This window comes from Arcticibacterium sp. (genome assembly GCF_055134445.1).
The window spans coordinates 49,858-76,802 of sequence record NZ_JBSRVI010000187.1 but is presented as its reverse complement, the minus strand read 5'-3'; the positions used below and the strand labels follow the sequence as shown (position 1 = coordinate 76,802).

The 26,945-nt window shown below is 37.1% G+C and carries 26 protein-coding genes; 10 read left to right on the top strand and 16 right to left on the bottom strand.

Annotated features, from left to right (window positions below):
* Positions 1 to 88: 88 nt before the first annotated feature.
* The 4 genes from ACTBZY_RS24780 to serA all read left to right on the top strand — a co-directional run bounded on the left by ACTBZY_RS24780 (position 89) and on the right by serA (position 3,679).
* Positions 89 to 937, top strand: coding sequence for a hypothetical protein (locus tag ACTBZY_RS24780; RefSeq protein ID WP_463049073.1), 849 nt, complete (start codon positions 89 to 91; stop codon positions 935 to 937).
* 96 nt (positions 938 to 1,033) lie between these two features.
* Entirely contained in the window at positions 1,034 to 1,372 is a 339-nt protein-coding gene (locus ACTBZY_RS24775) for a DUF2853 family protein (protein WP_463049072.1), read from the top strand.
* Between the two features lie 67 nt (positions 1,373 to 1,439).
* On the top strand, positions 1,440 to 1,652 hold the full coding sequence (gene yidD / locus ACTBZY_RS24770; RefSeq protein WP_463049071.1) for a membrane protein insertion efficiency factor YidD: 213 nt from the start codon (positions 1,440 to 1,442) through the stop codon (positions 1,650 to 1,652).
* Positions 1,653 to 1,777: 125 nt separating this feature from the next.
* On the top strand, positions 1,778 to 3,679 hold the full coding sequence (serA, locus tag ACTBZY_RS24765) for a phosphoglycerate dehydrogenase (protein WP_463049070.1): 1,902 nt from the start codon (positions 1,778 to 1,780) through the stop codon (positions 3,677 to 3,679).
* Positions 3,680 to 4,107: 428 nt separating this feature from the next.
* Here the strand turns inward: serA and ACTBZY_RS24760 are convergent, their stop codons facing one another.
* Positions 4,108 to 4,794 (bottom strand): DUF937 domain-containing protein, encoded by a 687-nt coding sequence (locus ACTBZY_RS24760; RefSeq protein WP_463049069.1) that lies wholly within the window; start codon positions 4,792 to 4,794, stop codon positions 4,108 to 4,110.
* A gap of 643 nt (positions 4,795 to 5,437) precedes the next feature.
* On the opposite strand from ACTBZY_RS24760, the gene ACTBZY_RS24755 reads away from it, so the two are divergent.
* Positions 5,438 to 6,247, top strand: coding sequence for an ion transporter (locus ACTBZY_RS24755; protein ID WP_463049068.1), 810 nt, complete (start codon positions 5,438 to 5,440; stop codon positions 6,245 to 6,247).
* Between the two features lie 38 nt (positions 6,248 to 6,285).
* Here ACTBZY_RS24755 and ACTBZY_RS24750 read toward each other — a convergent pair whose 3' ends face one another.
* The 7 genes from ACTBZY_RS24750 to ACTBZY_RS24720 all read right to left on the bottom strand — a co-directional run bounded on the left by ACTBZY_RS24750 (position 6,286) and on the right by ACTBZY_RS24720 (position 11,565).
* Positions 6,286 to 7,110, bottom strand: coding sequence for a purine-nucleoside phosphorylase (locus ACTBZY_RS24750; protein WP_463049067.1), 825 nt, complete (start codon positions 7,108 to 7,110; stop codon positions 6,286 to 6,288).
* Between the two features lie 84 nt (positions 7,111 to 7,194).
* Entirely contained in the window at positions 7,195 to 7,434 is a 240-nt protein-coding gene (rpmB, locus tag ACTBZY_RS24745; RefSeq protein WP_111372246.1) for a 50S ribosomal protein L28, read from the bottom strand.
* Positions 7,435 to 8,073: 639 nt separating this feature from the next.
* Positions 8,074 to 8,736 (bottom strand): hypothetical protein, encoded by a 663-nt coding sequence (locus ACTBZY_RS24740; protein ID WP_463049066.1) that lies wholly within the window; start codon positions 8,734 to 8,736, stop codon positions 8,074 to 8,076.
* Positions 8,737 to 8,785: 49 nt separating this feature from the next.
* On the bottom strand, positions 8,786 to 9,289 hold the full coding sequence (locus tag ACTBZY_RS24735; RefSeq protein ID WP_463049065.1) for a GNAT family N-acetyltransferase: 504 nt from the start codon (positions 9,287 to 9,289) through the stop codon (positions 8,786 to 8,788).
* Complete coding sequence (locus ACTBZY_RS24730; protein ID WP_463049064.1) at positions 9,286 to 9,576, bottom strand: type II toxin-antitoxin system TacA family antitoxin; 291 nt, start codon at positions 9,574 to 9,576, stop codon at positions 9,286 to 9,288. Before ACTBZY_RS24730 ends, ACTBZY_RS24735 begins: the two co-directional genes overlap by 4 nt.
* A 277-nt stretch (positions 9,577 to 9,853) precedes the next feature.
* Entirely contained in the window at positions 9,854 to 11,326 is a 1,473-nt protein-coding gene (locus tag ACTBZY_RS24725; RefSeq protein ID WP_463049063.1) for a DNA recombination protein RmuC, read from the bottom strand.
* Between the two features lie 5 nt (positions 11,327 to 11,331).
* Positions 11,332 to 11,565: a hypothetical protein gene (locus tag ACTBZY_RS24720; RefSeq protein ID WP_463049062.1), complete on the bottom strand. Its 234-nt coding sequence runs from the start codon at positions 11,563 to 11,565 to the stop codon at positions 11,332 to 11,334.
* 21 nt (positions 11,566 to 11,586) lie between these two features.
* Between ACTBZY_RS24720 and ACTBZY_RS24715 the strand changes: the two genes are divergently transcribed.
* Entirely contained in the window at positions 11,587 to 14,403 is a 2,817-nt protein-coding gene (locus tag ACTBZY_RS24715) for an FG-GAP repeat domain-containing protein (RefSeq protein ID WP_463049061.1), read from the top strand.
* A 3-nt stretch (positions 14,404 to 14,406) separates the two neighbouring features.
* On the opposite strand, the gene ACTBZY_RS24710 is transcribed toward ACTBZY_RS24715, so the two are convergent.
* A complete protein-coding gene (locus tag ACTBZY_RS24710; protein ID WP_463049060.1) occupies positions 14,407 to 14,922 on the bottom strand; it encodes a hypothetical protein in 516 nt (171 codons plus the stop codon).
* Between the two features lie 152 nt (positions 14,923 to 15,074).
* Here ACTBZY_RS24710 and ACTBZY_RS24705 point away from each other — a divergent pair, with 152 nt between their 5' ends.
* Positions 15,075 to 17,357 (top strand): TonB-dependent receptor, encoded by a 2,283-nt coding sequence (locus ACTBZY_RS24705; RefSeq protein WP_463049059.1) that lies wholly within the window; start codon positions 15,075 to 15,077, stop codon positions 17,355 to 17,357.
* Between the two features lie 70 nt (positions 17,358 to 17,427).
* Here ACTBZY_RS24705 and ACTBZY_RS24700 read toward each other — a convergent pair whose 3' ends face one another.
* Positions 17,428 to 18,756 (bottom strand): DEAD/DEAH box helicase, encoded by a 1,329-nt coding sequence (locus tag ACTBZY_RS24700; protein WP_463049058.1) that lies wholly within the window; start codon positions 18,754 to 18,756, stop codon positions 17,428 to 17,430.
* A gap of 252 nt (positions 18,757 to 19,008) precedes the next feature.
* Between ACTBZY_RS24700 and ACTBZY_RS24695 the strand changes: the two genes are divergently transcribed.
* Positions 19,009 to 20,190: a DUF4407 domain-containing protein gene (locus tag ACTBZY_RS24695; RefSeq protein WP_463049057.1), complete on the top strand. Its 1,182-nt coding sequence runs from the start codon at positions 19,009 to 19,011 to the stop codon at positions 20,188 to 20,190.
* Positions 20,191 to 20,250: 60 nt separating this feature from the next.
* Here ACTBZY_RS24695 and ACTBZY_RS24690 read toward each other — a convergent pair whose 3' ends face one another.
* Positions 20,251 to 21,126 (bottom strand): aldo/keto reductase, encoded by an 876-nt coding sequence (locus tag ACTBZY_RS24690; protein WP_463049056.1) that lies wholly within the window; start codon positions 21,124 to 21,126, stop codon positions 20,251 to 20,253.
* Positions 21,127 to 21,207: 81 nt separating this feature from the next.
* Positions 21,208 to 21,420, bottom strand: coding sequence for a YgaP family membrane protein (locus ACTBZY_RS24685; protein WP_463049055.1), 213 nt, complete (start codon positions 21,418 to 21,420; stop codon positions 21,208 to 21,210).
* A gap of 140 nt (positions 21,421 to 21,560) precedes the next feature.
* On the opposite strand from ACTBZY_RS24685, the gene ychF reads away from it, so the two are divergent.
* Complete coding sequence (gene ychF, locus ACTBZY_RS24680) at positions 21,561 to 22,664, top strand: redox-regulated ATPase YchF (RefSeq protein ID WP_463049054.1); 1,104 nt, start codon at positions 21,561 to 21,563, stop codon at positions 22,662 to 22,664.
* On the opposite strand, the gene ACTBZY_RS24675 is transcribed toward ychF, so the two are convergent.
* Entirely contained in the window at positions 22,654 to 23,853 is a 1,200-nt protein-coding gene (locus tag ACTBZY_RS24675; RefSeq protein WP_463049053.1) for a carboxypeptidase-like regulatory domain-containing protein, read from the bottom strand. The two genes, ychF and ACTBZY_RS24675, sit on opposite strands and share 11 nt — an antisense overlap.
* A 383-nt stretch (positions 23,854 to 24,236) precedes the next feature.
* Between ACTBZY_RS24675 and ACTBZY_RS24670 the strand changes: the two genes are divergently transcribed.
* The gene (locus tag ACTBZY_RS24670) at positions 24,237 to 25,310 is read left to right on the top strand and encodes a DUF4412 domain-containing protein (protein WP_463049052.1); all 1,074 of its coding nucleotides are present in this window, start codon (positions 24,237 to 24,239) and stop codon (positions 25,308 to 25,310) included.
* A 5-nt stretch (positions 25,311 to 25,315) separates the two neighbouring features.
* Here ACTBZY_RS24670 and aroQ read toward each other — a convergent pair whose 3' ends face one another.
* Genes aroQ through ACTBZY_RS24655 form a run of 3 tightly spaced genes read right to left on the bottom strand, consistent with a single transcriptional unit; the run spans position 25,316 to position 26,891 of the window.
* Positions 25,316 to 25,735 (bottom strand): type II 3-dehydroquinate dehydratase, encoded by a 420-nt coding sequence (gene aroQ / locus ACTBZY_RS24665; RefSeq protein ID WP_463049051.1) that lies wholly within the window; start codon positions 25,733 to 25,735, stop codon positions 25,316 to 25,318.
* Between the two features lie 44 nt (positions 25,736 to 25,779).
* Entirely contained in the window at positions 25,780 to 26,094 is a 315-nt protein-coding gene (locus ACTBZY_RS24660) for a hypothetical protein (RefSeq protein WP_463049050.1), read from the bottom strand.
* 44 nt (positions 26,095 to 26,138) lie between these two features.
* Positions 26,139 to 26,891, bottom strand: coding sequence for a hypothetical protein (locus ACTBZY_RS24655; RefSeq protein WP_463049049.1), 753 nt, complete (start codon positions 26,889 to 26,891; stop codon positions 26,139 to 26,141).
* Positions 26,892 to 26,945 lie beyond the last annotated feature (54 nt).

The window sequence follows — 26,945 nt, the reverse complement described above, 5'->3', positions numbered from 1 at the left end:
CATTCATTTCTGAAATTGCATGGATTTAACTTTTAAAAATCGAAATAAAGAAACAGCTAAATAGCCTAATCTCTCGTACTTGGTAGTGATGAAGAAACGCTCCTCTATTATTGTTTTTATACTGGGGTTCAGCCTTTTGCAAAACCATTCTTTTGCACAGGATTCCCCATATTATGAAAGACCTAGGGAGCGTAAACTAACCAACAACGATATAGCCCTTCCGAATCTAAAAACAGAGAAAATATATTGGTATTTTGGAGCAAATGGTGGCTTAAAAATTCAAAATCAAAGGCTATCAGACAATCTCAATGGTAGTATTGGGGTACCAAACATCAATACCACCTATTGGGAAGCTTTTTTTGGGATTAATAATGATGACAGATGGCAGGCGGAGCTTGGATACCTTCATAATCCTTTCACGCTATTCTGGCATTTATCAGACAATAGTGGTGTAGCAATTCCCATACAATTTAAAACCAATGAAATAAACGGAACCTTAGCCTTAAGGTATAAGAAAAGAATAGTTGTTTTAGACAAGGTTACCAAAAACACGAGACTTAACTTAACTGGAGGGCTACAATACAGTCCAGACAGGCAAACTAAGACTTTGGGCATTTACAGATTAAGGGTGCCGATTGGCAGAACGTTTTCAGACACGCTCTTTGTCTCTAGCGAATTCAAACAAAAGGCTGCCCCCGTATCCGGGGAGTTGGGAATTGAGTTGATTAGCAGGTTAGCTGACCCCATTGAGATAGGCATTTACGCCAAATATGTACTTAACGCCAAGAACCTTTTCAGCACAGATATTCTCTTAGACACTACCACGAGCGAACCACTTAACGCTCAGCTTTCACTAAATCCAGGAACCCTAATGTTAGGCGTTACCATGCGTTGGAATTTTCTTCATGGTATAAGGTATATAGCAGTCATGGAATAGATTACAGGCTAAAAATGCTTCTTAAAATAGGGATAGATTAAATAAAAATGTTAACATTGTATAAAATAAATTCCCCGAAACTAAAACATTATCAACATGAGTAAATTTGCAGAATGTGTAGAGTTGTATAAGGCTCAAAATTCAGAACTAGGTCTTGGTTTAACTGAATCGCTATTAACAAGCGTAGCAAAAGGACTTGGTCCGTCTATTTATAATGCCGACTCTTCCAAAGTTTCTGGTACAGATAAATCCGAATTGGAGCGTGTAAAAACAAATTTCCTAATCAAAAAACTCGGCTTGGCAGACAGCCCTGCTTTAGATGCCGCTATAGCCGAAGTTATGGAGAAAATGGGCAGCTCTAACCGCAACAAATACCGTGCAGTTGTTTATGCCCTCCTTACTGTAAAATTTGGTAAAGAAAGTATTTATAACTGATACTTGGCACTTTCTTATTCAAGCCTTGGTTTAATATTTAAATCAAGGCTTTTGTGTTTTAATTCTTATGCGATATATCGCCATTTTCATTGTAAGACTTTATCAGGCAGCTCTTTCGCCGTGGTTTCCACCAGCATGTAGATTTGAACCTACCTGCTCAGAATATTCTGTTCAAGCTTTCACAAAACATGGATTTCTCAAAGGCTTTTACCTTACTGTAAATAGACTGAGAAAATGCCATCCCTGGGGTGGAAGTGGGTCTGACCCTGTTCCTGACTAAAATTGTACTTTAAGGGGTCAATCTTTTAATTATCCAATAAATTTCAATTTTGAAACCGTAGTCAACAGAGTACATTAGAAATGTATTTAACTTTGATTCTTTACTATCATTAAAACCGCGTCGCTGTGGCTATTATAACACCTAAGAAATACTTTATTATTGACTTTGATAGCACTTTCACGAAAGTAGAAGGCTTAGACGAACTTGCTAATATTGCTTTAAAAGGTTCTCCAAATCAAGAAACCACTGTAGCTGAAATTAAAAGGCTTACAGATTTGGGGATGAGTGGAGAAATTTCCTTCGAAGAAGCTTTATCGAAAAGACTAGCCTTATTAAATGCTAACAAAGAACATATTGCAGAATTAGTAGAATTCCTGAAAGATAACATTTCCGACTCCTTTGCCAGAAATGAAGTGTTTTTTGAACTTTGCTCTGACCAAGTTATCATCTTATCCAGTGGATTTAAGGATTTCATAGTTCCGGTGGCGACTTCACTTGGCGTAAAAGAGGAAAACATATATGCCAACACCTTCACTTTTGACGCTGAAGGAAATATCACTGGTGCAGATACTGAGAATGTTCTGGCTGGAAATGGCGGTAAAGTGAAGCTTATTAAGTCTTTAAATTTAGACGGTGAGGTTCATGTTATTGGAGATGGTTTTACAGATTATGAAATCAGAGCCAATGGTTTGGCAGAAAGCTTCTACGCCTTTATTGAAAATGTGGAACGTGCCAACGTCATGGAGAAAGCTGACCATGTGGTAAAAAGCCTCGATGAGGTTTTATGGATAAATCACCTTCCAAGAAGCCAGTCCTATCCAAAATCTAGAATTAAGATTCTTTTATTAGAAAACGTTCATCAAGCTGCAGTAGCGGCCTTTAAGAACGAGGGCTTCGATGTAGAGTTTCATGTCGGTGCTTTGGATGAAGAAGAGCTTATTGAGAAAATAAAAGACGCTTCTATCGTTGGACTGCGTTCTAAGACATTATTGACTGCCCGAGTGCTAGAACACGCCGAAAAGCTAATTGCAGTAGGTGCGTTTTGTATTGGAACCAACCAAATAGATTTGGCCAAGTGTACAGAAATGGGCGTGGCGGTATTTAACGCCCCATATAGTAACACCAGGTCTGTGGTGGAGCTGGCCATAGGCGAAATGATAATGTTGATTAGAAAAATCCCGTCTAACAGCGAAAGAATGCACCATGGAAAATGGAATAAGTCTGCGACTAATTCCTTCGAAATAAGGGGGAAAAAACTTGGCCTTATCGGCTATGGACACATAGGCATGCAGCTTTCTGTAGTGGCAGAAGCCATGGGAATGGAAGTCTACTTTTATGATGCCACAGATAAAATGCCGATTGGTAATGCTATCAAATGCCGCTCTATGAAAGAGGTTTTTGAAGTAGCTGATGTGGTTAGTTTACATATTGACGGTAGAGAAGAAAACACCAACTTAATTACCGCAAAGGAATTTGCTCAAATGAAAGATGGCGTGATATTCCTTAACCTTGCAAGAGGTTTTGTGGTAGACATACCATCATTAGTTGATGCCTTAAAATCTGGAAAAGTTTCTGGAGCTGGTGTAGACGTATTTCCTTTAGAACCTAAAACCAACGCTGAGCCATTTGAAAGTGAGCTTTCTGGCATGGAAAACGTTATTCTTTCTCCGCATATTGGAGGAAGTACCGAAGAGGCTCAGGAAATGATTGGTCACTATGTACCAGAAAGGTTATTGGAATATATCAATAACGGTAGTACTACGGGTAGTGTAAACTTCCCTGAAGTACAACTTCCAGTACTTGGAGAAAGCCACAGATTACTTCATATACATAATAACGTACCAGGTATCATGGCTAAGATTAACAGCCTTTGTGCCAAACACGATATCAACGTATCTGGTCAGTATCTTAAAACCAATGAGACCATTGGTTATGTAATCATGGATGTGAACAGATCTTACTCTCCAGAATTCTTAGAAGGATTAAAAGAAATATCTGATACCATTAAGTTTAGAAAGCTATTTTAAAAAGCTAATAGCTAAATAAATTTAAGCTTGGTAAAACGAAGAGGATTGAAAGGTTTTTCAATTTCGTTTTACCAAGCTTTCTTATTTTTCAGTTTTTGATAAATGAAACGGGGACAAAATGTGTGCTAACTGTTTTGAAGCACATTGAAGGATTAGTCTACAAGCATAGGCTTCGACTACTTATACTCAGGGTCTCCTGAAAAATAACATAATTTAAAAGTCCTCCTTATTTCCAAAATGCAGTTTAAAGCTCAGTCAAAATTCATTCTTCTTAATATTACTGAATCAAGTAATATTGACTGTACAAATTAATTTTTCTTGATGATTTATGACGTTTCGCCACTGCGATTGCTTTTTACCTAAACAAAAATAACGTTCGAGGTAATGCTGCCAAAACCGTGCATTTTAACTCAAATTTTTCGCTGACCCTACTTACAGTTTTTAAAAACCAAAAAAATCACAAACACAGCTAAAATGGGAAGCCCCCATTTCATCCATTTAGCCATCATACCTGCCTTCTGAACCTCGTCCAAAGAAGATTTTATCTCACCACCTTTAAAATCCCCTAACTTATCAAAATTCAACATAGCGGATAAACGTGAAAGCTCAGTTGGCATCGCAGCCTTAACACTATCTTTTTGGCTCATTAATAAACTAGCTAATCCAGCCATTCCGAGTCCATTAGACTTTACTTCCTTTCCTATTATCCTCACTAGTACAGGAGTGATTATACTCAAAAGAGAAGACGCAGAGGAGCTATCAAGACCACTAAAAGACCCAATGGCGTCAGTGACTTTTTCCTTATTTTTTCCAAAAAGTGTATTTAAAATACCTGAACCTCCACTAATCAAATCGGCAGACTTAGCGGGATTGGATAATACGGTACCGAGATTGTCTAAAATACCAATATACTGGTCTTCAATTAAAAATACCATTAAGGTATTGAGTCCACTTTGCGTAGAACCTTGATTCATAATGCCTCCTAAAATAGTAGGAAGTGATCCACTTAAAGCTTTTGACACCAATGAGGGTTTTACCTCTAAAAAATCTGAAATTTGTTCACGTATGGATTTTGAAAAATAACCATCTGCAAGGTTAATAAAGTTTGTTGGCATAAAATTAAAGGGGTTTTAACCGTCTAAACAGCAATCAATAACCTGGTATTCATTGCTTTCTAAACTTTGGACTAGCTAAAGTATGTAAGTCACGCTAGTTCTCAAAAAAACATCCAATAAATTACTCCTAAAAGAATATTTGACAGCTAGTTAATCCCAATACAAAATAAGGTTTTGAGCATATCTATAACCTATTTATTAACTCCTTAAACAGAAAAATCATCTTAGACTCTGATTTATAGGCCGCTGACAAAATATTTTCTCAATTTGCCATTTTCAGTAATTTATTCATAACGTTACCCCTTATGGCTGAAATAATAAGAAAAAACACCGCTCTTTAAATCCTATATAGACTTCAAAACGAAGCCATTTTCCACAGGACTTGCTATTAATAAACGACTTCACATGGCCTCATAAAACTTTGCCTGTTATGCATTGATTATACGGTCGGTAGTCATTAAGTTAATTGCACTCGTCGAGCTGATTTCAAAAGTAAAAAGTCTATACATTACCCGAACTACCGTGTATCCGTTCTTAAAGGAAGCTTTCGAGAATGAATGTGGATAGAGCCTCTTCACATTGTTTAAATGACATAGGAAGCTCTTTTACAGCTTAATCGCTTTCTTTCGCTACATTTATATTTATGAAAAGAGACTGGCGAGATAAAATGCACGAAATCATTTACGAAGCCGACACCAAGGAGGGAAAACTCTTTGATGTTGCTTTGTTATGGCTTATACTGGCTTCCGTCGTGTTGGTTATGCTGGGTAGTGTCAAAAGCCTTGATACGCAGTATCACCGTATTTTTAACATTGCAGAATGGACCATCACCATTTTGTTTTCCATGGAGTACATCTGCCGAATTATCTGTATTAAGAAGCCTTGGAGTTACATTTTCTCTTTTTATGGTGTAATTGACCTAATAGCCACTATCCCAAAGTACCTTTCTATATTTTTTGTGGGCACTGGTGCTTTATTAGCATTTCGCTCACTAAGACTTTTGAGAATGTTCAGAATCCTTAAACTAGGTACCTACATAGGAGAATCTAACAAACTAAAAGTGGCTTTAATAGCCTCTAAAACCAAAATTGCGGTCTTTCTTTTTGCCATCATTATCTTATGTACCATTTTGGGCACAGTCATGTTTTTGATTGAAGATGAGGCTGCAGGCTTTACGAGTATACCTAAAAGCATATACTGGGCGGTAGTGACGTTAACCACCGTTGGTTACGGCGACATAGCCCCACAAACCGTTCTCGGGCAGTTTATTGCTAGTTTAATGATGATTTTAGGATATGGCATTATCGCCATACCTACAGGAATAGTAAGTTCAGAAATTACGCGTCAAACCTTGAAAAAGGAAGATATCAAAACTGTTTCGTGTGCAAACTGCACAGCAGAAAACCATGCTAGAAATGCTAACTTTTGCTACAAATGTGGCGAACCAATATAATTACTGAACAATTTGTATTTTCAGAATTTACTGAAATATCATTTCAATCTTTCTAAAATCCCCTTGATAATGGTGGTCATTTGAGGTTCTGCGGCGTAAGCTGCCTTTAAGATATCCTCAATATTTGCTTTAGCAAGTGTTTCAGGAATTCCCATGTCTGTAATCACAGAAATAGCAAAAACCTTTAAACCTACCTGGATGGCCACCAAAGCCTCAGGTACGGTGCTCATTCCTACGGCGTCTGCCCCTACTAGTCTTAGCATTCTATATTCTGCTTTACTTTCTAAAGCTGGCCCACTTACGCTTACGTAAACGCCTTGCTGTACCCTGTCAAAAGAGTTTTCAGCAACAACTTCTTGGGCTATCTGAATCATTTCTGCATCATAAGGTGCCGACATATCAGGAAACCTGTCACCTTTAATGCACTCCCCTACCAAAGGGTTCTCTGGTAAAAACAATGAGATATGGTCGTCTATTATCATTAAATCAGACACCGCATAGTCGGGATTCATGCCTCCGGCGGCATTAGAAATTATAAGTCTGTCAACACCCAAACTATCCATCACCCTGACAGGAAAAGTAACCTGCTCCATGCTGTAGCCTTCATAATAATGAAACCTACCCGACATGCATACCACCTTTTTGCCTGAAAGTGTACCAAAAACCAGTTTTCCAGAATGAAACTCTACCGTGGCCTCTACAAAGTCGGGAATCTCTGCATAAGGTATCTCAAAATCTATCGAAATCTCTTTTAACAGTCCACCGAGACCAGTTCCTAAAATGACTCCAATTTGAGGTTTATAATCTCCTGTTTTATTTCTTAAAAAGTTGGACGTATTTTCAATTCTCTGCAGCAAAGTCATATCCGTAAAATTCAAATGAGTTTTTAAACAACAAAAAAAGGGTCAAACCTTACGGTCGACCCTTCATTTCTTATAAAATATCTTTTACAAAGAAAGAGTACCTTTTTTAGCTGCTTGTATTAAAGTAGCTTCTAGGCCTTTCTTGTTAATAGTACGCATAGCTTGAGTAGAAACTTTAAGTTCCACCCAGATACCTTCAGACTCCAAGAAGAATTTCTGCTTCTGAAGATTTGGGTAAAATTTTCTCTTCGTTCTATTATTTGCGTGAGAAACATTGTTTCCTACTCTTGTTCTCTTACCGGTGATTTGACAAACCTTTGACATAATCTCTTTCGTTTAGTATAATTCTATAGCCTTCACGAGGCAACTCCTCAATTGGGGTGCAAATATCTTAAATATTTTAATCAATTGCAAGAGGCTCTTTTGTTTTTTCAAAGTAATTTCAATCCAGACCTAAAGCCTTAAATCTAAGCTACAAACCTATATCGTCTGTAAGAAACGTTTATCACGATTGTAAGTAAAATTACGCCAAACGAAATGTGGATTTTCGAGGGCTTGCACCTTTTTGTACCAAGTTATCGTTCCTACGGAACTGTTAGAATGTTTTTATTCATATCGTTTCTACCGATATACCGCTCCTAAGGAGCTAATCAAACTTTTTTTTGATGGCTTTGCCATCAATGTTTTGCAGCTACCAAGCAAATGGAATCTTTTATTTACTTCAAACTGCTTCTAGAGTCTTCTTGTTGTATGACAGGTTCTTCGTTCTGTATAGCCACCTCCAAACTCCACCAGTCCTCATAATCGACAAGAATAGAGAGTGTTCTTAGTTGAATGAAGATGGGCTTACTTTTTCATGAATTTGGGAGTAGTTCTATGATAAAGTTATTATCGAAAGGACAATATAGTTCTTTGCCAAAGAAAATTATTAATATCTCTCGAGCATGTCTTTACCACTTATTATTACACTTTTCCTATTATCCAACTTACAAGTAAACGTACTGGAAACTTTTGAGCCAATAGAAAAACCCTTCTATTAAGATTTTCCCCTTGAACTCTAGATTTTAGCAGATTAAATATTTCTTTTGAATTCCTAAGGTTATCTATCGTAACTTTTCCAAGTTTATACACTGCACCTTTAATGTAGTCCTGCAGTTCCCAAAATGAATCTTCCATTCTATGCTCGTCAAGCCCCAAAAGAAAATAGTCAGTTATTAGTCCGTCCTCTTCTTGAAAAAAGAGAACTGCCGGTAATTTGAGACTCTCATCAAGTTCAAAATATGGTTTCAATATTGGAATTAATTGTTCATGAGCGTCTAACTCATAAAGTCCTCTTCGTTCTTTACCATCATTTGCTTTTAAATCTTGCCCAAAGTAACTATCCTGTTGAGAAATATAAAAGATACTCAAGAATCTCCCTGAGAGCCTGTCCAGAGCTCGCCAATAATCTTTATCATTCAATATTTTGTTAATCTGCGGATTCTCATGATTGTATAATATAAAAGCAAAAGCCAATGCTTTATTTTGGCCTTTGTGCTCTTTACAAATTTCTAATATATTATCATACAATTCGCCCGTCTTAACATCAACAACCTCTCCGTTTTTAATGGTATTTATCGGAATCATTTTTCATTATTGTTTTACTATCATCGAAAGTTCTTTAAAATAAGCGGACTTATTCAAACAACGTCCTTATAGTACCCATAGGCAAAAACATCTTACCGCTATCAGGAAGTTTAATAAATCCATATTTGTCATAGAAACTTACTGCATCCTCGTCGATTGGGTCAACTACGACGGCAAATGAACCAATGCTTTTAGATATATCGAAACTCCTTCTTAAAGCGTCTACCAATAATAACTTCCCAACTCCTTTATTTTGAAATCTATTATCTATTGCCAATCTGCCAAGAAGTGTAGTCGGTATGGATTTATAAGAGTTCGGTAATTTTTTCTGAAATTCGGCAGGAATTAAATCTTGAGCTATGCTATTATTTGCGAGCGTATAATAACCTTTCAACAAACCTGTCTCTTGGTCATTTAACACGAAACAAACTGACAATTTCCTTTTGACATCTTGGTTTGCTTGCTTATGTAAATAATCATCAAGCATGACTTTTCCGCACGAAAACTCCTTTTTCCTATGACCTGAATTTAAGACTTCGGTTAGTTCATTCATTCAGACAAAAGAGCTTTGTATTCATCCGCAGCTGCAATGAGGCTTTTATTAGCTTTTGGTGGATTAGTAATCGCATCAAAAAAAAGCTCGCTATCTTTTACAGAGGCGATAATTTGGTCATTTTCTGCTATTATTTCCTTCGCTTTTTCTTGAACCGTCAGCACCACAAAATCGGTCAAACTTCTGTAACCACCAATGCGTGCGGCTCTTTCAAAAAACATTTTCTGCTCTTTGGATAAACGTGTGTCAAACCTCGCTTTTCCTTGTTTTGATTCTTTTGTTACCATAACCTTGTCATTCTTTAATTAAATGTACGTACAAAAAGCGTACAAAACAATTGTACAGATAAATTCCGCCAATCGAATTTTCTACTATTAGCGATTCATTTTATAAAATCATATATATACCCAGTCTATTCGAAAGGAAACTGCAAAAAATCAAATGAAATAAAAATGAATTCGTTTTGAACAGGCTCTCAGTTGCTGTATGGGCATCTTGCGGTGAATTAATCAAACACTAAAATGGAAAAACTACTTAACCTTAGCCTTATTGCTCGCTCTATTTTCAGTCCAACTGGTTCTCATCCTCTAGGTCTTCAAGTAGGTATTTTTCTGGAAGACCTTTTTTCGAATTGATTCCCAATTTCTTTAGCATTTCAGCTTGTCTAATAAGGTTTCCGCTTCCTTTTGACAACTTATTCATGGCATCATTATACTTATCACTAACCTTTCCCAGGTGTTTATCTATTTCTTCCATATCACCAACAAATCCAACAAACTTTTCATACAGAAACTCGCCTCTTTTAGCTATTTCTAAAGCATTATTATTCTGCAATTCACGTTTCCATATATCCGACACCATTTTTAAGGCTGCAATCAAATTTGTTGGACTTATCAGCAGAACCCTTTTCTTATAAGCATAGCTCCAAAGCTCTTGGTCGAAATGGAGGGCCGTCATAAAAGCCGGTTCTATAGGAACGAAAAGCATAACGAAATCTAAGGTTTTGTCAAACTTGTCGTATTCCTTCGAACTCAGGTTATCTATATGGCTTTTAATGGACTTAATATGTTCCGCTAAATAGAGCTTTTGTTCTTCTATATCTTCACAATTGGCAAATCGCTCATATGCCGTTAATGAGACTTTAGAATCCACAATAATATACCTATCATCAGGGTACTTTATAATTACATCTGGTTGCTTTCTTTTTCCATCATGGTCTATAAAGGACTCTTGAATAAAGTATTCTCTATTTTTAACAAGCCCTGAGTATTCTAAGATATTTTCCAGAATCATTTCACCCCAGTCCCCTTGCGTTTTGGCTTGCCCTTTTAATGCCTTAGTAAGGTTTGTGGCATCCTTACTGATTTGTTGATTCAAATCCACTAACTCTTTAATTTTCCCTTCAAGTGAGAATCTCTGCTTGGATTCTTTATCATAGGTTTCTTCCACTTGCTTCTTAAACTCTTTCAAATTCTCCTTTAGTGGATTTAAAAGAAGCTCTATATTTTCTTTGCTCTCTTTAGAAAACTTGGTTGTTTTTTCTTCGAATAATTTATTAGCTATGTTTTCAAATTCTATAAGCGATTTCTTCCTAGACTCTTCAAATTCATTATTCTGATTAGCTATTTTTTCTTGCAGATTTGCGTTGAGTGTTCTGAATTCACTCAGCTGTGATGTTAATAGCCGTATTTGATTATTATTCTCTTCAATATTTTTCTGTTGCTTTTCATTTGTCAACTTTTCTGAATGAACTTTTTCTTCATAGTTTCTTCCATTAACCTGCAATTCCGTTATTAATGTTTCTTGGCTTCTGTTTACTTCCTTTTCTTTTGACAGTGTAGCTTCTAGTTTATCTAGATTTATTCGCAACTCTTTCTCAGTAGCGGTTAAAACTCCTAAATCATAGTCTGCCCTAATATTCTTTTGTTTTAAACCTTCATATTCAGTTTGACTAACCGTTTTTGAGCTTAAATATAAATACGCAATAAGAAGTCCCGATAGAAATGTTCCGATACCAATCAAGTAGATGCCCTGCATTGAATTTAATTATTTTTCCCTGTTAATTTAATTTCTACTTCCCCTAATCTATCCAGTAAATTTAATGAAGTTGTTGCCATTTTAGCCACCCCTAAAATTACAAATTCCCAGCTTTCAGAAAGGTGAGAATTTGTTTTATATGCTCCAGTTGCTTTCTTACATTCTTTCAAACTAAATTTAACATTAGAAATGATACGCGAGGTATGATATTTGCTTATTTTCGTACTGGATAAATCCACTGATTTGCTTACAATCCACACATGAAAAAACTAATCTCTTCCTTACTTTTACTAAAATCATTTGCGACCATAGGGCAAATATATCCAAGTAGCTTTCCACAAGGTGGACTCTTCGAAGGTTCTGTAATTTTCAAAGATCTCAATGGCGATAGTAGACCAGACCTATTCATGACGGGCCAAGATTTTGTTTTCAAAGGCAAAACAGAATTATTCCTAAACTCTGGCAATGGCTATTTTTCACCAAAAGAAAACCCTTTTGAAAAAGTTTGGGAATCGTCTGCCGCCTTTGCCGACATTGATGGCGACCATGACCAAGACCTTCTATTAACCGGACGAAATGACGATGGCGAAAGAATAACAAAACTATACCTAAACGCAGGTAAGGGTGATTTTTTTGAATTGAAGAACACAGGGTTGCCAGCGATGAGTCTTTCCTCTGTAGCCTTCACAGATTTTGACAATGATGGTGACCAAGATATTGTCCTAAGTGGAAATTCTTATACTAACATTAATGGGAAAACTGAGAACAATCAAATTTCAAAAACTTTTTTCAATGATGGCAAAGGTAACTTTTCGGAACACCAAGAATTAGAGGGTTTCTACCTAGGAAGTTTATTGTCGATTGACTTAAATAATGATAATTATTCAGATCTAATCTTATCAGGGTCTAACGGAAATAGTCAATCCTACAAAACCAACATTTACCTAAATGATGGAAATGGTAATTTGAATATCACAGATAGTACCACTTTGCCAGGTTTAATTTATTCTTCCATTGATTATTCTGATGTTGAAAATGATGGAGACTTTGATATTATTATTACAGGCTTAATAGCACTGAATCAAAGTCATTCTGCCTTGTACCTAAATGACGGGAATGGGAACTTCTCAAAAGACGAAAGCAATAGCTTTATTCAGATAGATACGGGCACTGCTAAGTTTATTGATATCGATAACGATTCCGACGAAGACTTAGTTATAAGTGGTGGAATCAATAGTAGTGCAGGCAAAATTTATTTAAACGATGCAAACGGTCAGTTTACAGAAACTTCGGCTTTCACTATTCAGCCCATTGGAAGGTCCGCCATGGATGTCACAGATATTGATGGAGATGGCGACTTAGATTTCATCATCTCTGGTACCCTCTCCACAGGAAAACCAACTGCTTCTATTTATTACAATTACGCCAGCACTTGTGTGCCAATTTATTCCACACAGACCTATGTAGCCGCTTCTAGTTTTGAATGGATAGATGGTATAACTTACACTTCAAGTACCAATTCGGCAACATATTTAAGCCAAAACAGTCAAGGCTGCGACTCGCTGATAACCTTAAACCTGACTATTGAGAATTCAAATACGGCAACACAAACTTTTGCAGTATGTGATTCTCTAGTTTGGATAGATGGTTATACTTACTGCGAAGACAATGACTTCTCCACTTTTGCATTAAAAAACGCCGCAGGTGGAGACTCCGTAGTAACATTAAATTTAACTATTTTAGAGCCTTCATACAGTACGGATAGCCATACGGCTTACGACTCATTTACCTGGATAGATGGAAAAACGTATACTTCAGAGACCTCCACAGCTACGTACACTTTAAAAAATCAAATAGGATGTGATTCTATCATAACTTTGAATCTAAATATAGTGAACTCTTATCCCGATTCGCTTGGCTTTGTGGAGCAAATAAACACTCCTTTTAAAGGAGCATCAGTAGGCTCTTCAAATTTGTTTGACATGGATGGAGATGGCGATCTTGATTTAATAATTTCAGGGCGAAGCTCACAGGTCACTTTTTCAGAAAGAATTACCGCTACTTATAAAAATAATGGTTCAGGTGATTTTACAATTTATGATAACCCAAATTTACCTGACATAGCCTTTTCTTCTATAATGCCTGGTGATGTAGACGGTGACGGTGATTTGGATTTACTACTCTCAGGCAATAATAATTCAAAAAACCTTACTGAGCTTTATTTAAATGACGGATTGGGTAACTTTACAATAGACGGTAGAAACAGCTTGCCGGGTATAGACAATGCATCTATCCACCTTGTAGACTTGAATAATGATTCGTCATTGGATATCGTCCTAAGTGGTAGAGTAAACTACCCAAATGTTATTACCCAAATATATTTTAATGACGGAACAGGATTGTTTACTCAAAGTAACACTTTCATCATAGAAGGTCTTGAGTATTCTTCTATAACCACCGGCGACATCAATGCTGATAACTCGATAGACTTGTTAATTTCAGGCTCCAACGCTTCAAATGAAAAGTTCACAAAACTCTTCATCAATAATGGTTTTGGTGACTTTACAGAAAGCTTAAATACACCTTTTGTAAATGTATCTCAATCAGCATCTGCATTTTTTGATGTTGATGGCGACAATGATTTAGACCTAATTCTGTCTGGAACAAATTTGGATGGCGTGTATACGATTTCATACTTAAATGACGGTTTAGGAAACTTTAGTGTAGATTCCTCAAATCATTTTACGCCACTTCGTTTTTCCGCTCTAGCCACCGCGGATGTTGACAATGATGGAGATCTAGATTTTGTAATTAGTGGTTGGGATAAAAATAACCAAAGCCTTACCGAATTATACCTAAATAATGGTTCTGGTAAATTTCAAAAATATAGAAACTCCATTTTTGAGAATGTAGCTTTTGGCTTCTTTGCTTTTGGCGACATCGACAATAACTCAAGGATTGATTTATTCCTAGGAGGAGCCTCCTCTAATGGCTTTAAATCAAAACTCTACAAAAACTTTGAAATGCAACAGTGCATTAAATTTTGCATTCCAATAGTCATACAAAAAGTAAAGTAGAATTTACTTCGTACTAAACTGTTGTCCTGTATTTTTAAAAAGCACATTGAAAGAGGTCATAGAGCCGTAGCAGCGGGTAATGTATTGCTGGCAGTCCACTTTAGCTTCGTCAGACAAATCACTGGCATTTACCTTTTGCTCAAGCACACGTAGCTTGTCACGCATCATCACTATTTTATGAAAGAAGGTTTCAATAGGCATTTCTTTGGAAGAAAGATTATCGTCGGCGGGCTTCAAAATGAGGGTTCCACCCTTCCATCTATCACCTAAAGGCACGGTTTCAGTTTGCCCGTTCCACTTTTGAAGTAATTTTATAAGCGTTTGCTCTACGTCAAACATAGAAACCATATCAGACTCTGCACCTACATATTCTATTATTTCTAGATCCTCCTCAAGATCGACCTTCTCGCTGCCTTGATTATAAAAAGTGATATCATAATAAGTAGAATGCACATTCATCACCACGCCTAAACCGTACTCTTCATGTTTTACCCTACTGCCTATTCCTAAAAATTTCATTGCTATTGGTTTTGTTTAATAGTTAATTTCAAAGGCTATGCCAAAATAATCTGAAATCAAAATTCAGCTTGTTTTTATTCTTTTTTAGGCAACTCTAAATTTTATTTTTATATTCGTGTGTTATATTTTTAATACCCAGCTAATTATTAATTTTGAAAAGACTCATACGCATCATATTTCTTATAGGATTTGGGCATATAGCACTGGCTCAAAACGGAAATCTAACAGGCAGGGTAGTTAGTGACACCGGCGAGGGTGTGCCCTTTGCTACGCTCTTCATCCCGTCAGAAAACAGGTCTGTTCTTTCTTCAGAAGAGGGCTATTTTGAGATGCGTGCATTAAATGCCAGAACGTTCAAATTAATGGTAAGCTCCATAGGTTTCCAAAAACAAACATTGTCAGTTGTTCTCTCAAACCTTTCTAACACAGAAATTGAGATTATCTTAAACGCAGCAGCAGCATCTCTTAACGAAGTAGTTGTTACAGGTACCATGAAAGAAGTAAATCGCTTAGAAACACCTGTACCGGTGGAGATTTACACGCCACAGTTTTTTAAAAGAAACCCAACACCGAATGTTTTTGAGGCCCTGCAAAACGTAAACGGTGTAAGACCGCAGCTCAACTGCAACGTCTGCAACACCGGTGACATTCACATTAACGGCTTAGAAGGACCGTATACCATGATTTTACTGGACGGCATGCCCATAGTGAGTGGACTGTCTACCGTTTATGGTCTTTCCGGAATTCCAAATTCTTTGATAGAGCGTGTTGAGGTGGTAAAAGGACCTGCGTCTTCTTTATATGGCAGTGAGGCCGTAGGGGGGCTTATCAATATCATGACCAAATCACCTTTAAAAGCCGACAAACTATCTGTAGATGTGATGGCTACCAACTGGCAAGAACTAAACGTGGATTTGGGTTTTAAACAAGCCGTTGGCTCCAAAATCCAGACCTTGACAGGTATCAATTACTATAACTACCAAAACCCTATTGATAATAATAGTGACAACTTCACTGATGTAACCTTACAGCACCGTATTTCTTTATTTCATAAATGGAGTTTCAAACACAGCGGAGATAAATACTTCAACATAGCCGCCAGATACTTTTATGAAAACAGATGGGGTGGCGAAATGGACTGGACTGAAGCCTTTAGAGGCGGCACAGAAAAGTATGGAGAGAGTATTTATACCAAAAGATGGGAGCTTTTAGGGAAATATGAACTACCAACAAAAGAGAAACTGGCTCTTACATTCTCTTATAATAATCACAACCAAGATTCTTATTACGGCGACCTACCGTTCTTTGCGAAACAGAACATCGGTTTTGTGCAAATGACTTGGGATAAGTCTCTAAAAAACCATGACCTACTTTCAGGAATAGCGGCTCGCCATACCTTTTATGACGACAATACACCAGCCACAGCCTCAGCAGAAAATATCAATATTTCTAAACCTGAAAACAGTCTTTTGCCCGGTGCTTTTTTACAAGACGAAATCACATTAGATAAAAAACAAAAAGTGCTTTTGGGATATCGCTTCGACTACCATCAAAAACATGGCAGCATTCATACACCAAGAGCAGCGTACAAATACAATCTGAACAAATTTAACATTGTCAGGCTAAACGTAGGCACTGGTTTCAGGGTGGTGAACCTTTTCACGGAAGACCATGCCGCTCTCACGGGAGCTAGAAAGGTTGAAATATTAAGCGAGCTGAAACCTGAAAAAAGTATCAACGCCAACCTAAATTACATGGGTAAGTTTTTCACTAAAAACAGCGGTTTCATAGGTATAGATTTCACAGCGTTTTATACGCATTTCAATAATAGAATAGTGCCTGATTATAGCACAGACCCTCAGAAAATAATTTATGATAACCTAGATGGCTATGCGGTATCTAAGGGTATTTCTGCCAATGTTGACTTTAATTTCGCTAATGGTCTAAAGCTATTGACAGGAGCCACACTCATGGACAACACGCTTATTAAAGATGGCGAAACAGAAAGACCACTCCTTACAGAGCACTTCAGTGGCACATGGTCGGCGTCATACACTATCCCGAGTATAAACATTATGGTAGATTACACAGGTAACCTTTATGGACCGATGGAGCTTCCGATACTTGGTGCATCAGACCCAAGACCTGATACTTCGCCATGGTGGAGCATTCAGAATATTCAGTTTACGTATTCACCTAAAAGTTCGACTGTAGAAATTTATGGTGGTGTAAAAAATCTTTTAAACTTTACGCCTGCAGCCAATAGTATTGCCCGTTCCTTTGACCCGTTTGATAAAGAGGTGACATTTAATGCCGCTGGTGATGTGGTGCCTACGACAAACAATCCTTACGCATTAACTTTTGACCCTAGTTATGTTTATGCCCCAAATCAGGGCATCCGAGGCTTTTTGGGAGTGAGATGGAATCTGCCCTAAAATTCTTAGAAACAGAAAAAGGAGCCTTTCGTAAGGGCTCCTTTTAATAAGACTAACTCAAACGTTTATTTTAACGTCTTCCTTTAAATTCTCTTCTTCCTCCAGAAGAACTCCCAGACTCTCTCCTTCTATCTCCCCCACCAGAAGAATTTCCAGAATCTCTCCTTCTATCACCTCCTCCAGAAGAATTTCCAGATTCTCTTCTTGGATTTGGTCTTCTATTATTCTGCTTTAATGCGGCTTTTTCCGCCTTAGAGGTAGGCTCGTCTGAAGGCTCAAAACCTTTTAAGACACTACTTGGTAATTTTTGACCCAATAACTTTTCAATATCACGTAGAAAAGTCATCTCGTCTACCGAAACCAAAGAAATGGCTTCTCCGCTAGCCCCTGCTCTTCCTGTACGTCCAATTCTATGAACATAGTCTTCTGGTACGTTAGGCAGTTCAAAGTTTATAACATGCGGTAAAAGAGGAATATCAAGCCCACGTGCTGCAATATCCGTAGCTACCAAAACTCTGATTTCGCCATCTTTAAAACCTGCTAAGGCCTTTGTTCTAGCATTTTGAGTCTTGTTTCCATGAATGGCCGCAGACGAAATTCTTTGTTTACTTAGTTTTTCGCTCAGCCTGTTGGCACCATGTTTTGTTCTCGTAAAAACCAAAACTTGATTCCAATTTCCCTCCAAAATCAGTTTCGACACTAATTCCGTTTTATTACCAGCATCCACAAAATATACTTGATGCTCTACTTTCTCTGCAGTAGTATTCTCTGGTGTAGCCTCTACCAATACTGGATTGTGTAAAAACTCACCCGCTAGCTTTTTAATATCTTTAGAGAAAGTAGCAGAGAATAAAAGGTTTTGTCTTTTGGCAGGAATAAGAGCCAATACTTTCTTTATATCTCTCAGGAAGCCCATATCTAACATACGGTCTGCTTCATCTAAAACTAAAATTTCCACTTGGCTAAGTGAAAGAGCCTTTTGCGAATGCAAATCCAATAATCTACCCGGAGTGGCTATCAATATATCCACGCCTTGTCTTAGAGTTCTAACCTGTGGGTTTTGATTTACCCCACCAAAAATCACGGTAGATTTGATATCTAAAAACTCACCATATTCTCTTACGTTTTCGTAAATCTGAGCAGCCAGCTCTCTTGTTGGTGTAAGAATCAAACTTCTAATAGGCCTTCTTCTATCTAACGGAGCTTCTGACAAAAGTTGTAGAATAGGCAGTGTAAAACCTGCGGTTTTACCTGTTCCTGTTTGTGCAGAAGCTAGAACATCTTTTCCTTCTAAAACTCTTGGAATTGCTTTTTCCTGAATGGGTGATGGTTTCGTATAACCTTTTTTATCAATGGCTTGTAACAATGATTTTGACAAGCCCAATTTTTCAAATGACATAAGAACTGTTTATGAAACAACAATTCTGTTTTAAGAGTTGTTTCGGATTAAGCCGCAAAGGTACGGCTTAATTATTAATTCTATTTTCTTAAGCCAAACTTATAAATCTTCAAACACAGATGTTCAAGGCATTAAGCCAAGATAAGGCGAAAAAAAGACCACTTAAAGTAAAATATTACCATCTAAAAAATAGTTGATAAGCCATTGACTTCAGTCAGTTAAATTTAACCAGCTATTATCTTATAAAAAAATATGAACGAAAACAACAGCACCAAGCTGGACAGATTCCTATGGAATCTTGCGGGTTTTAAGCCCAGCATTATCGCGGCATGCGGTATAGATAAATTTCACTCTAAAATTATTGGTGTTCTGCTTATCATTGTGGGCCTTTACGCCACCTTGGCATGGACATTCTTCTTTCAAACCTTCTCTAGCAATATCGTCCTTGCTGTTTTGGCAGGTCTTTTTATGGGTTTCTTTATCATAGCTTTTGATAGAGCTTTGATTTCCTCCATGTCTTCCGGAAAAACCAACTATTTTTCTTTAGGCTTTAGATTTATTTTGGCTATTCTTTTAGGTGTGTTTTTATCGCAGCCTATGATTTTGAAGTTTTATCAGCCAGAAATAAGTAGAGAGGTAGAAATATTGGCAGATAAAAAAGTGGCAGAAAGGAAAATTGAACTGGAAGCCCTTTATAAATCCGATATTGATGAGCTAACCGCTCAAAAGGCAACTTTACAAACTCAGCTTGACGACACTCAAAATCTTTTGGGTCAGGCTGAAGCTGACTTTAAAATTGAGATGGACGGCAGTGGCGGCACCGGAAAATATGGCTACAGCACCGTAGCTAAACAAAAAGAAAAAATACTAAGACGCTATGAAGAAGATTTGGCGGGGTTAAAACTTGCTAATATTTCTAAGATTGAGGTTTTACAATCTAAGATTGACACCTTTAATCATAAAGTCAATGCCGAAATTGAGCTTTACCAAAGTGAGAATAATGTTTTTGGCACTTTAATTCAGGCAGAGGCCCTGGAATCTTTACTACAAAAAGACACCTCTGGAGCTCTGAAATTCAGATTTTATTTACTTTCATTAATCCTTATTCTGATAGAGCTTTCAGCCTTGATAGCCAAAATGCTTTTTAAAATGGAAAGCTATAAAAAGCGAGTAAGCATGATAGAAATGGAAGAGATAACCGAGCTAGACCATGAGAAGGAGATACTATTGGCCAAATTAGAAGAGCTAAAATCGCTAAGAATGGAAAGCGAATCTCAGTTGCAAAAGAAATTCTTTGAAGATGCCAAAGGCGTTAGTAATGAAAAACTAGATGCTTTATTAAAAGCATGGAAACAAGACGAAGAAGGAACTGCCAAGTATTATTGGAATATGTTTAAAAATAAACTAACGCTAAGCGGAAATTCCAGTTATTGAGAGAACTAAAAGGAGTGGCATCTTAAAAATGCCACTCCTTTCTATATGGTAGGACTTTGTTTATTTAGTCAAAGAAGCATAATAAATCTCATACCAATCTTCTTTAGAAAGTACTATATCTGTGGCTGTGGCCACATTTTTAATTCTTTCTAGATTTAGAGAGCCTATAATTGGTAAAACACCTAAGCTTATTAACCATGCCACGGCTATTTGCTCCAAATTAGCATTATGTTTTTCTGCTACGGCTTTTAAAGCTTTACGCAAACGAATAGCCTGCTCAGACCCCCCTTCTAGGATTTCGCCACCTGCCAGAGGAGACCAAACAAGAGGTTTGGCGTATTGCTCTTTAATAAAATCTATCCTTCCATCTCTGATAGGACTGGTATCTAAAAGATTTAATTCAATATGACTGGTAACAATAGGGATACTTAGATGCTTAGCTAACAGTTTATGTTGATCCACTGTAAAGTTGGCAATACCAATATGCTTCGCTTTCTTCGTATGAATGATTTGCTGTAAAACCAAAGCAGTTTCTTCCGGATTTGCTGTATAGTCGAAACCATTTAAAAGGAAAATGTCCAAGTAATCTGTTTGTAAGTCATTTAAAAACTTATCTACAGAGTCCAACAAATAGCTTTTTGAATTATCAAAATACGGCTGTCCAGAAGACAATTCTCTGATACCACATTTCGCAAAAATCACCATATCCTTACGCTCTAGTCCCTTGCCACTTAAAACAGCATTGACAATCTTCTCCGTTTCTAATTTTTCGGAGGTATCGCCAAAATCAAAGGTGTTTATGCCTAATTCTAAACAAAGGTCTATAATCTCCTCTGCTCTTTTAGGGTCAGTCATTTTTTCATTTTCCCATCTCCAGAAGCTGTAAATTGCTTTTGAAACTTTAGGACCACTATCGCTCAGGTATACCTTTTCCATGTTTTATAAATTATCTATTCGTTAGAACAAAAATAGAATAAATTACCTACTAGCACCGACAGAAACCCTAAATAATAGACTTTATTTCTTCTGCTTGACAGGGCAGGTACTTAAACCCAAAACCTTATATATTGGACAGAAACTTACCGTTGAAGTAAAAAGAAAAACGAGAGCAACTGCCACTAGGACGAAACCCAAGACACCAGCAATAACACCTTTCCAAAACAAGAGGCCTATGATAGAAGCAATAACTATTCTTATCATTTTGTCTGTATCACCCATATTCTTTTTCATGATTGTAATTGTTTAATTATTGATAATCAAAACTAGCCAGGTCTTCTTTCTTAAAAACTGAGTATAATCACATTCCTAAATGATGTTGATTGACTCAACCTTTTATTTATCTTTGCAGGCTCAAATTATCCAAAGAAAAAATGTCTTTAAGAGTAGGAATTGTAGGCTTACCAAATGTTGGAAAATCTACCCTTTTTAATGCAGTTTCCACCAGTGCCAAAGCACAAGCTAGCAACTATCGCTTTTGTACTATTGAGCCTAACGAAGCCCTTGTGGATGTACCTGACACCCGCTTAACCAAGCTGGAAGAGCTAGTAAAGCCTAATAAAGTGGTGCCTACTCAGATAGAGGTGGTAGACATTGCGGGATTGGTAAAAGGTGCCAGCCAAGGTGAAGGCTTAGGAAACAAGTTTCTTGGAAATATTAGAGAAGTAGATGCCATTATTCATGTGGTGCGTTGTTTTGAAGATGAAAATGTACTGAGAGACGAAGGAGCCATAAACCCCATTTCGGATAAAGAAATCATTGACTACGAGCTTCAGTTGAAAGATTTGGAGAGTATCGAGAAGAAAGTCAAAAGGATTGGAAAGATGGCTCGTGTAGGTGGAGACACCAAAATGAAAGCCGAATTAGAGGTGGTAGAGAAGTGTGAGGCTTGGCTGCAGCAAGGCAGAAATGTAAGAGAATTGGGATTAACCAAAGAAGAACTTCCTGCCATAGCAGATATGTTTTTACTTACCGTAAAGCCTACACTTTATATCGCCAATGTAGACGAAGCCAGTATGCATACGGGTAATAAATTTTCAGATGTACTTCAAAAAGCAGCTGATGCCGAAGGTGCTCAGATGATAGTACTTTGTAACAACATTGAGGCAGATATCTCAGAAATGGAAGACCCAGAAGATAAAGCCATGTTTTTTGCAGATTACGGCATGAAAGAAGCGGGTCTTGACAAACTTTTAAGGTCTGCATATACACTTCTTAATCTTAAGACTTACTTTACGGCTGGTGTTCAAGAGGTAAGAGCATGGACCATTAAAGAAGGCTGGACAGCTCCTCAAGCAGCTGGCGTAATTCATACCGACTTTGAAAGAGGTTTTATCAAAGCTGAAGTAATGAGTTATGACGATTTTACGAAATACGGTTCTGAGCAGGCTTGTAAAGAAGTAGGTCGCTTAAGAATAGAAGGAAAAGAATACATCGTGAAAGATGGCGACATCATGCACTTTAGATTTAACGTTTAAGGTGATTCCCTGGTAATTTCATCATTTCTTCCGTTGGGACAATATAATTATAAGAATCCCAAAATTCAGGATTCAAACCAGAGGTGGTTCTAAAACTTTTAGTATCCACGATGACCTCTGGGTCTTTAATCATTCTAGCAGATAACTCTCTGGTTTCTGAGGCCAAAAACCTTAGTTCCCAGTGAGTTTTCGCTTTAAACTCCTTATCTAACCGCTCTTGGTACTCCATATCAATGGTGAGCAGGTTTTCATGCAGTACCCATTTATTAGTAGCCCATCTGTACTGGCTCACAAATCTTAGACGCTCCCCTTTTAATTTAATACTTCCAGAACCTCCACCAATCACATCAGAGAGAGCTCGTTTAGTTAAATCATACTCTAATCTTATAATGGCTTTACTGTATGGTTCTAGAAAAATCTTCCCCGTTCTCCCGCCCCTTAATCTAGCAGACTTAGGTTCAAAGCTTATGGAATAGACTTGGATGTCGTTATAGGTGGTTTGCATAGAATCTACCCTAAATTCATAGTCTTTCAGATTGCCTTTTGTTAAGAACTCTGGCAACTCCGTTTCAATGGTTCTGCAAGCAATAGCCGGTCCGTTAGGAAACTCCCAAACTTCAATTTTAGCACTCTGCCCTCTCCAGTCTAGAAACCTGGATTTAGTAACCCTAATTTTGTCATATTCCACATCTTCGTCCGGAAAACGCTCCACACGGAGCACGGCCTCTTTCATTTTCACCACACCAATACCTTCAATAAAAGCAGACTCTTGGTAAAAGCCATTCTGGAAAAAGTTATTCTTAATGTTGTTTCTTTTAATAGAATCTACAGCCGCCTCCACCAGTCTTCTAGCCTCAGAAATACCTAAAGTCGTTTCTATTAATTCTGCCTTTTGAAGCAAGACTTCGTTCGATTTATGCTTCATGAGCTCTCTAGCAGGCAAAATCCTTGTCTTATAACCTAATGACGAAAAAGTCACAAAGGATGAGTCCAAAACCAAGTTTGGAAACTTAAAAGCAAATTTCCCTTCAGCATTTGAACTCGAAGAATATCCACCATACTGCATGTCTATCACCACCGAAGGCAATACATCTCCCGTTTCTTTATCTCTAATTTCTCCAAAAACCGTGGCTACACCCTGAGAAAACACCAAAAATGGCATTAAGGAGAGAAAAATAATCTTTATCATATTCACTTTTAAAAAACACTTATCTATGTAACAACCAAATTTGATTTTTATGATGCATTCCGCATGCAAAATTGCCAAATACTAAGAAAAAACTACCATCTAGGTAATTTTTAAAATCAATAAATCAAAATAACATAACTTTGATATATCTGTATATTTAAACTCGGTTTATACATAGGAGAATCGTAATGAGTTTTAAAGTGGAATAAATCAGTCGTTTAAACGAGATTAGCATAGCGGTTTACCCTTAATGTTGAAGAGTTCTGGTGATTGAGTTTAAATAAGTTTACGAACTGATTTGAAACAATTTAGCTACGTCCCGATAAAATCGGGAGATTTTCTAATGAATAAAGCTGGTTAAAGAGCATTAAACTTTTACAACTATGAAAATAATATTTAAAACCACTATGGTCGTCGGATTAATTTTGGTTAACTCTGTTTGTGAAGCCCAAATTCTTAATCCACGAAGAATAGGTCAAAAAGTGGCAGACAGAGCCGCACAACGTGCAGAACAAAGGGCTGAGGACAAAATTAATGAAGGCGTAGATAAAGGTGTAGACAAAGCCATTGACAGCATTTTTGGCATTGGCAAAAACACTAAAACAGAGACCCAAAGCACCGGCACATCAGATACTCAAAACATACCATCCGGAAGTTCGGATGCAGATCTGTCTCAAGAGCAGGCTATGGGGATGTTAAGTGGACTATTAGGAGGTATGGGTAACACACCACCACCAGCTGCTAGCTATGACTTCTCCTCTTCTTACACCATGGATATCAAATCCAAAAATAAGGATGGAAACTTTAACATGAAAAACAAATACTACTTTACAAAAAGTGGTGATTATATGGCTTCCAAGATGATTTCTGGCTCTAATCCAGAAATGACAAATGCTACGCAAGGATTGCAAGCCGTCATTATTGATTTCGACAAAGAATGTATGTACACATTTATGGAAACCCAAGGGAAGAAAAGTATGATAGGGATGTCTATGAAAGCCGCTGGAGAAATGGCAGAAAAAATAGTCAACAAAAACGAAACCGAAGAAAATACGAATTTTGTAAAAACAGGTGAAACCAAAACGATAGCGGGGTATAGCTGTGATGCCTATTTACTTACTCAGGGTAAAGAAAAAAGTACCATTTGGATAAGCAAAAATAGGGTTCCAGTAGTTTCTACCTATTATAAGTCGTTTCAGAAAATGACTTCCTCGGCCAGCACAAGCATGTTCAAAGTTGACAATAAGTCTAATGCAGAAATGATGAAGTTTGCACAAGAAGGAAGGGCTATGTTAGGTATGGATATGAAAGACCAAAATGGAGAAGAAATGCACATGGAAGTAACAGAAATCAAGGAATCTGATAGCTACAGCCTAAAAACTGCAGGTTATGAAAACATGATGGACTTCAACAAAATAATGCAGGATGCTCAAAAACAGCAGAAATCTGAAGAATAAAAGCCTTACTTCAAAAAGTGTCTTATAGCCAATTCATAGCCCTTTAGACCCAAACCGCAAATCATACCCACACAGCGGCTGGTTAAAAAAGAATGATGGCGAAAAGCCTCACGAGCGTGAATATTAGAAATATGTACTTCAACGGCTGGTGTATTTACAGCAGATAGAGCATCAGCCAATGCCACAGAAGTATGGGTAAGTCCACCGGCATTAATGATGATACCATCGTAAGTAAAACCTACTTCCTGAATTTTGTCTATAATAGCTCCTTCATGATTGCTTTGAAATTGACTGAGTGAAACCTCAGGGAATGTACTTTCAAGTGTCTCAAAATAACCCTCAAATGTTTCGTAACCATAAATCCCTGGCTCTCTTTTACCGAGAAGATTCAGATTTGGTCCATTGATAATGATGATTTTTTGCATGCGTTTTATTTTAAGATTACTTAGCCGAACACAAATGTAGAACTTTAGACATAATTAAGAAACGACCAAAACTTTCGTTTCTTCAGATAATTTAAATCAGCTTCATTTTGATACGCTTCCTTTTCAAAGGAAATCATCTCATAGGCTGCCCAAAACTTTCTAATGCTGCAAAAATGCATAAACCACTCTAAGAGATACCATACATAAAAAGGTAAAACAAGCATCTCCAACTGCTGCCTGATATGAATAGATTCGTGGTTAAGCAATTTTTCAGACGGAACCAAAGATCTTACTATTATAAAAGGAAACAGAGCAATCGCAGTGATTTTTGGTAGCTTAACCCCTTTGAAAATAATCAAAATAGTGACTTTATAATTGAGTTAACAATATAGACATATTACACTTATCTAAAAGAATGTCTTAAAACTTCCACCGCATTTTTATAGAGCGGTTTTTCTATTGATTGGCCCACATTTATAGCAAAATTCTTAACGACTTCACAGCCATTTAAATTAACTTTTAGAAGATAGTTGTAGGTTCCAGGTTGCTGCCCAGCTATCCATAAATCCCTAGACCTAGACACTATTTTCCTGTCTGTATTCTGCCACTCATACTTTGTATTTACTGGGTTTTCTACAGCTCTCAATTCTATAACTTGATTTGGTTCAAAACTATCTTGCGTAATGGATGCTACTGGATTCTCTTTAACTATTAACTTAATTTTCCCATATACAGTTAAGTCTCCTTTAGTGACCACCACGGTATAAATCCCATCGTCTTTTAAGGCAATGTTATTAAATTTCACTTCTTCCAAAGTACTCGTAAAACCGCTAGGTCCTTCCCATTCATATTTGGCTTCTTTACCATAGTTTGGAGCAGAAAGAATAAGTTCTCTACCCACGCATGAAGTAATAAATGAAAAACCTGATTCTGCTAAAAGTTCTTTATACCTAATGGTACGCTGAAGCTCAAAAGAATAATAATACATATTGGATGTATCTCTAGTGGCCATCAACTTTAAGTCTTTAATCTCTGGATGGACAAAAATATCATAAGTGTTTTGGGTACTCGCAGTACCCTTTTGGGCAAATACAGAAGTTAGCAGACAGCATATCAAAAAAAGTGGGAATGAACTTTTGGATAGTTTTATTTTCATAAGCAAGTGGTGATCTGGTAGCAAAACAACAGCAAATTTCATGCTAAAAAAAAC

Excerpts from the sequence above, each read along its gene's own strand:
- ACTBZY_RS24675 (WP_463049053.1), bottom strand. The coding sequence starts at position 23,853 with ATGATAAAGATTATTTTTCTCTCCTTAATGCCATTTTTGGTGTTTTCT.
- ACTBZY_RS24695 (WP_463049057.1), top strand. The coding sequence starts at position 19,009 with ATGAACGAAAACAACAGCACCAAGCTGGACAGATTCCTATGGAATCTT.
- ACTBZY_RS24730 (WP_463049064.1), bottom strand. The coding sequence starts at position 9,576 with ATGGTAACAAAAGAATCAAAACAAGGAAAAGCGAGGTTTGACACACGT.
- ACTBZY_RS24670 (WP_463049052.1), top strand. The coding sequence starts at position 24,237 with ATGAAAATAATATTTAAAACCACTATGGTCGTCGGATTAATTTTGGTT.
- ACTBZY_RS24690 (WP_463049056.1), bottom strand. The coding sequence starts at position 21,126 with ATGGAAAAGGTATACCTGAGCGATAGTGGTCCTAAAGTTTCAAAAGCA.
- ACTBZY_RS24715 (WP_463049061.1), top strand. The coding sequence starts at position 11,587 with ATGAAAAAACTAATCTCTTCCTTACTTTTACTAAAATCATTTGCGACC.
- ACTBZY_RS24725 (WP_463049063.1), bottom strand. The coding sequence starts at position 11,326 with ATGCAGGGCATCTACTTGATTGGTATCGGAACATTTCTATCGGGACTT.
- yidD (WP_463049071.1), top strand. The coding sequence starts at position 1,440 with ATGCGATATATCGCCATTTTCATTGTAAGACTTTATCAGGCAGCTCTT.
- ychF (WP_463049054.1), top strand. The coding sequence starts at position 21,561 with ATGTCTTTAAGAGTAGGAATTGTAGGCTTACCAAATGTTGGAAAATCT.
- ACTBZY_RS24750 (WP_463049067.1), bottom strand. The coding sequence starts at position 7,110 with ATGACTTTGCTGCAGAGAATTGAAAATACGTCCAACTTTTTAAGAAAT.
- ACTBZY_RS24775 (WP_463049072.1), top strand. The coding sequence starts at position 1,034 with ATGAGTAAATTTGCAGAATGTGTAGAGTTGTATAAGGCTCAAAATTCA.
- ACTBZY_RS24710 (WP_463049060.1), bottom strand. The coding sequence starts at position 14,922 with ATGAAATTTTTAGGAATAGGCAGTAGGGTAAAACATGAAGAGTACGGT.
- ACTBZY_RS24780 (WP_463049073.1), top strand. The coding sequence starts at position 89 with ATGAAGAAACGCTCCTCTATTATTGTTTTTATACTGGGGTTCAGCCTT.
- ACTBZY_RS24740 (WP_463049066.1), bottom strand. The coding sequence starts at position 8,736 with ATGATTCCGATAAATACCATTAAAAACGGAGAGGTTGTTGATGTTAAG.
- ACTBZY_RS24755 (WP_463049068.1), top strand. The coding sequence starts at position 5,438 with ATGAAAAGAGACTGGCGAGATAAAATGCACGAAATCATTTACGAAGCC.
- ACTBZY_RS24655 (WP_463049049.1), bottom strand. The coding sequence starts at position 26,891 with ATGAAAATAAAACTATCCAAAAGTTCATTCCCACTTTTTTTGATATGC.
- ACTBZY_RS24685 (WP_463049055.1), bottom strand. The coding sequence starts at position 21,420 with ATGAAAAAGAATATGGGTGATACAGACAAAATGATAAGAATAGTTATT.
- ACTBZY_RS24700 (WP_463049058.1), bottom strand. The coding sequence starts at position 18,756 with ATGTCATTTGAAAAATTGGGCTTGTCAAAATCATTGTTACAAGCCATT.
- ACTBZY_RS24760 (WP_463049069.1), bottom strand. The coding sequence starts at position 4,794 with ATGCCAACAAACTTTATTAACCTTGCAGATGGTTATTTTTCAAAATCC.
- aroQ (WP_463049051.1), bottom strand. The coding sequence starts at position 25,735 with ATGCAAAAAATCATCATTATCAATGGACCAAATCTGAATCTTCTCGGT.
- ACTBZY_RS24735 (WP_463049065.1), bottom strand. The coding sequence starts at position 9,289 with ATGAATGAACTAACCGAAGTCTTAAATTCAGGTCATAGGAAAAAGGAG.
- rpmB (WP_111372246.1), bottom strand. The coding sequence starts at position 7,434 with ATGTCAAAGGTTTGTCAAATCACCGGTAAGAGAACAAGAGTAGGAAAC.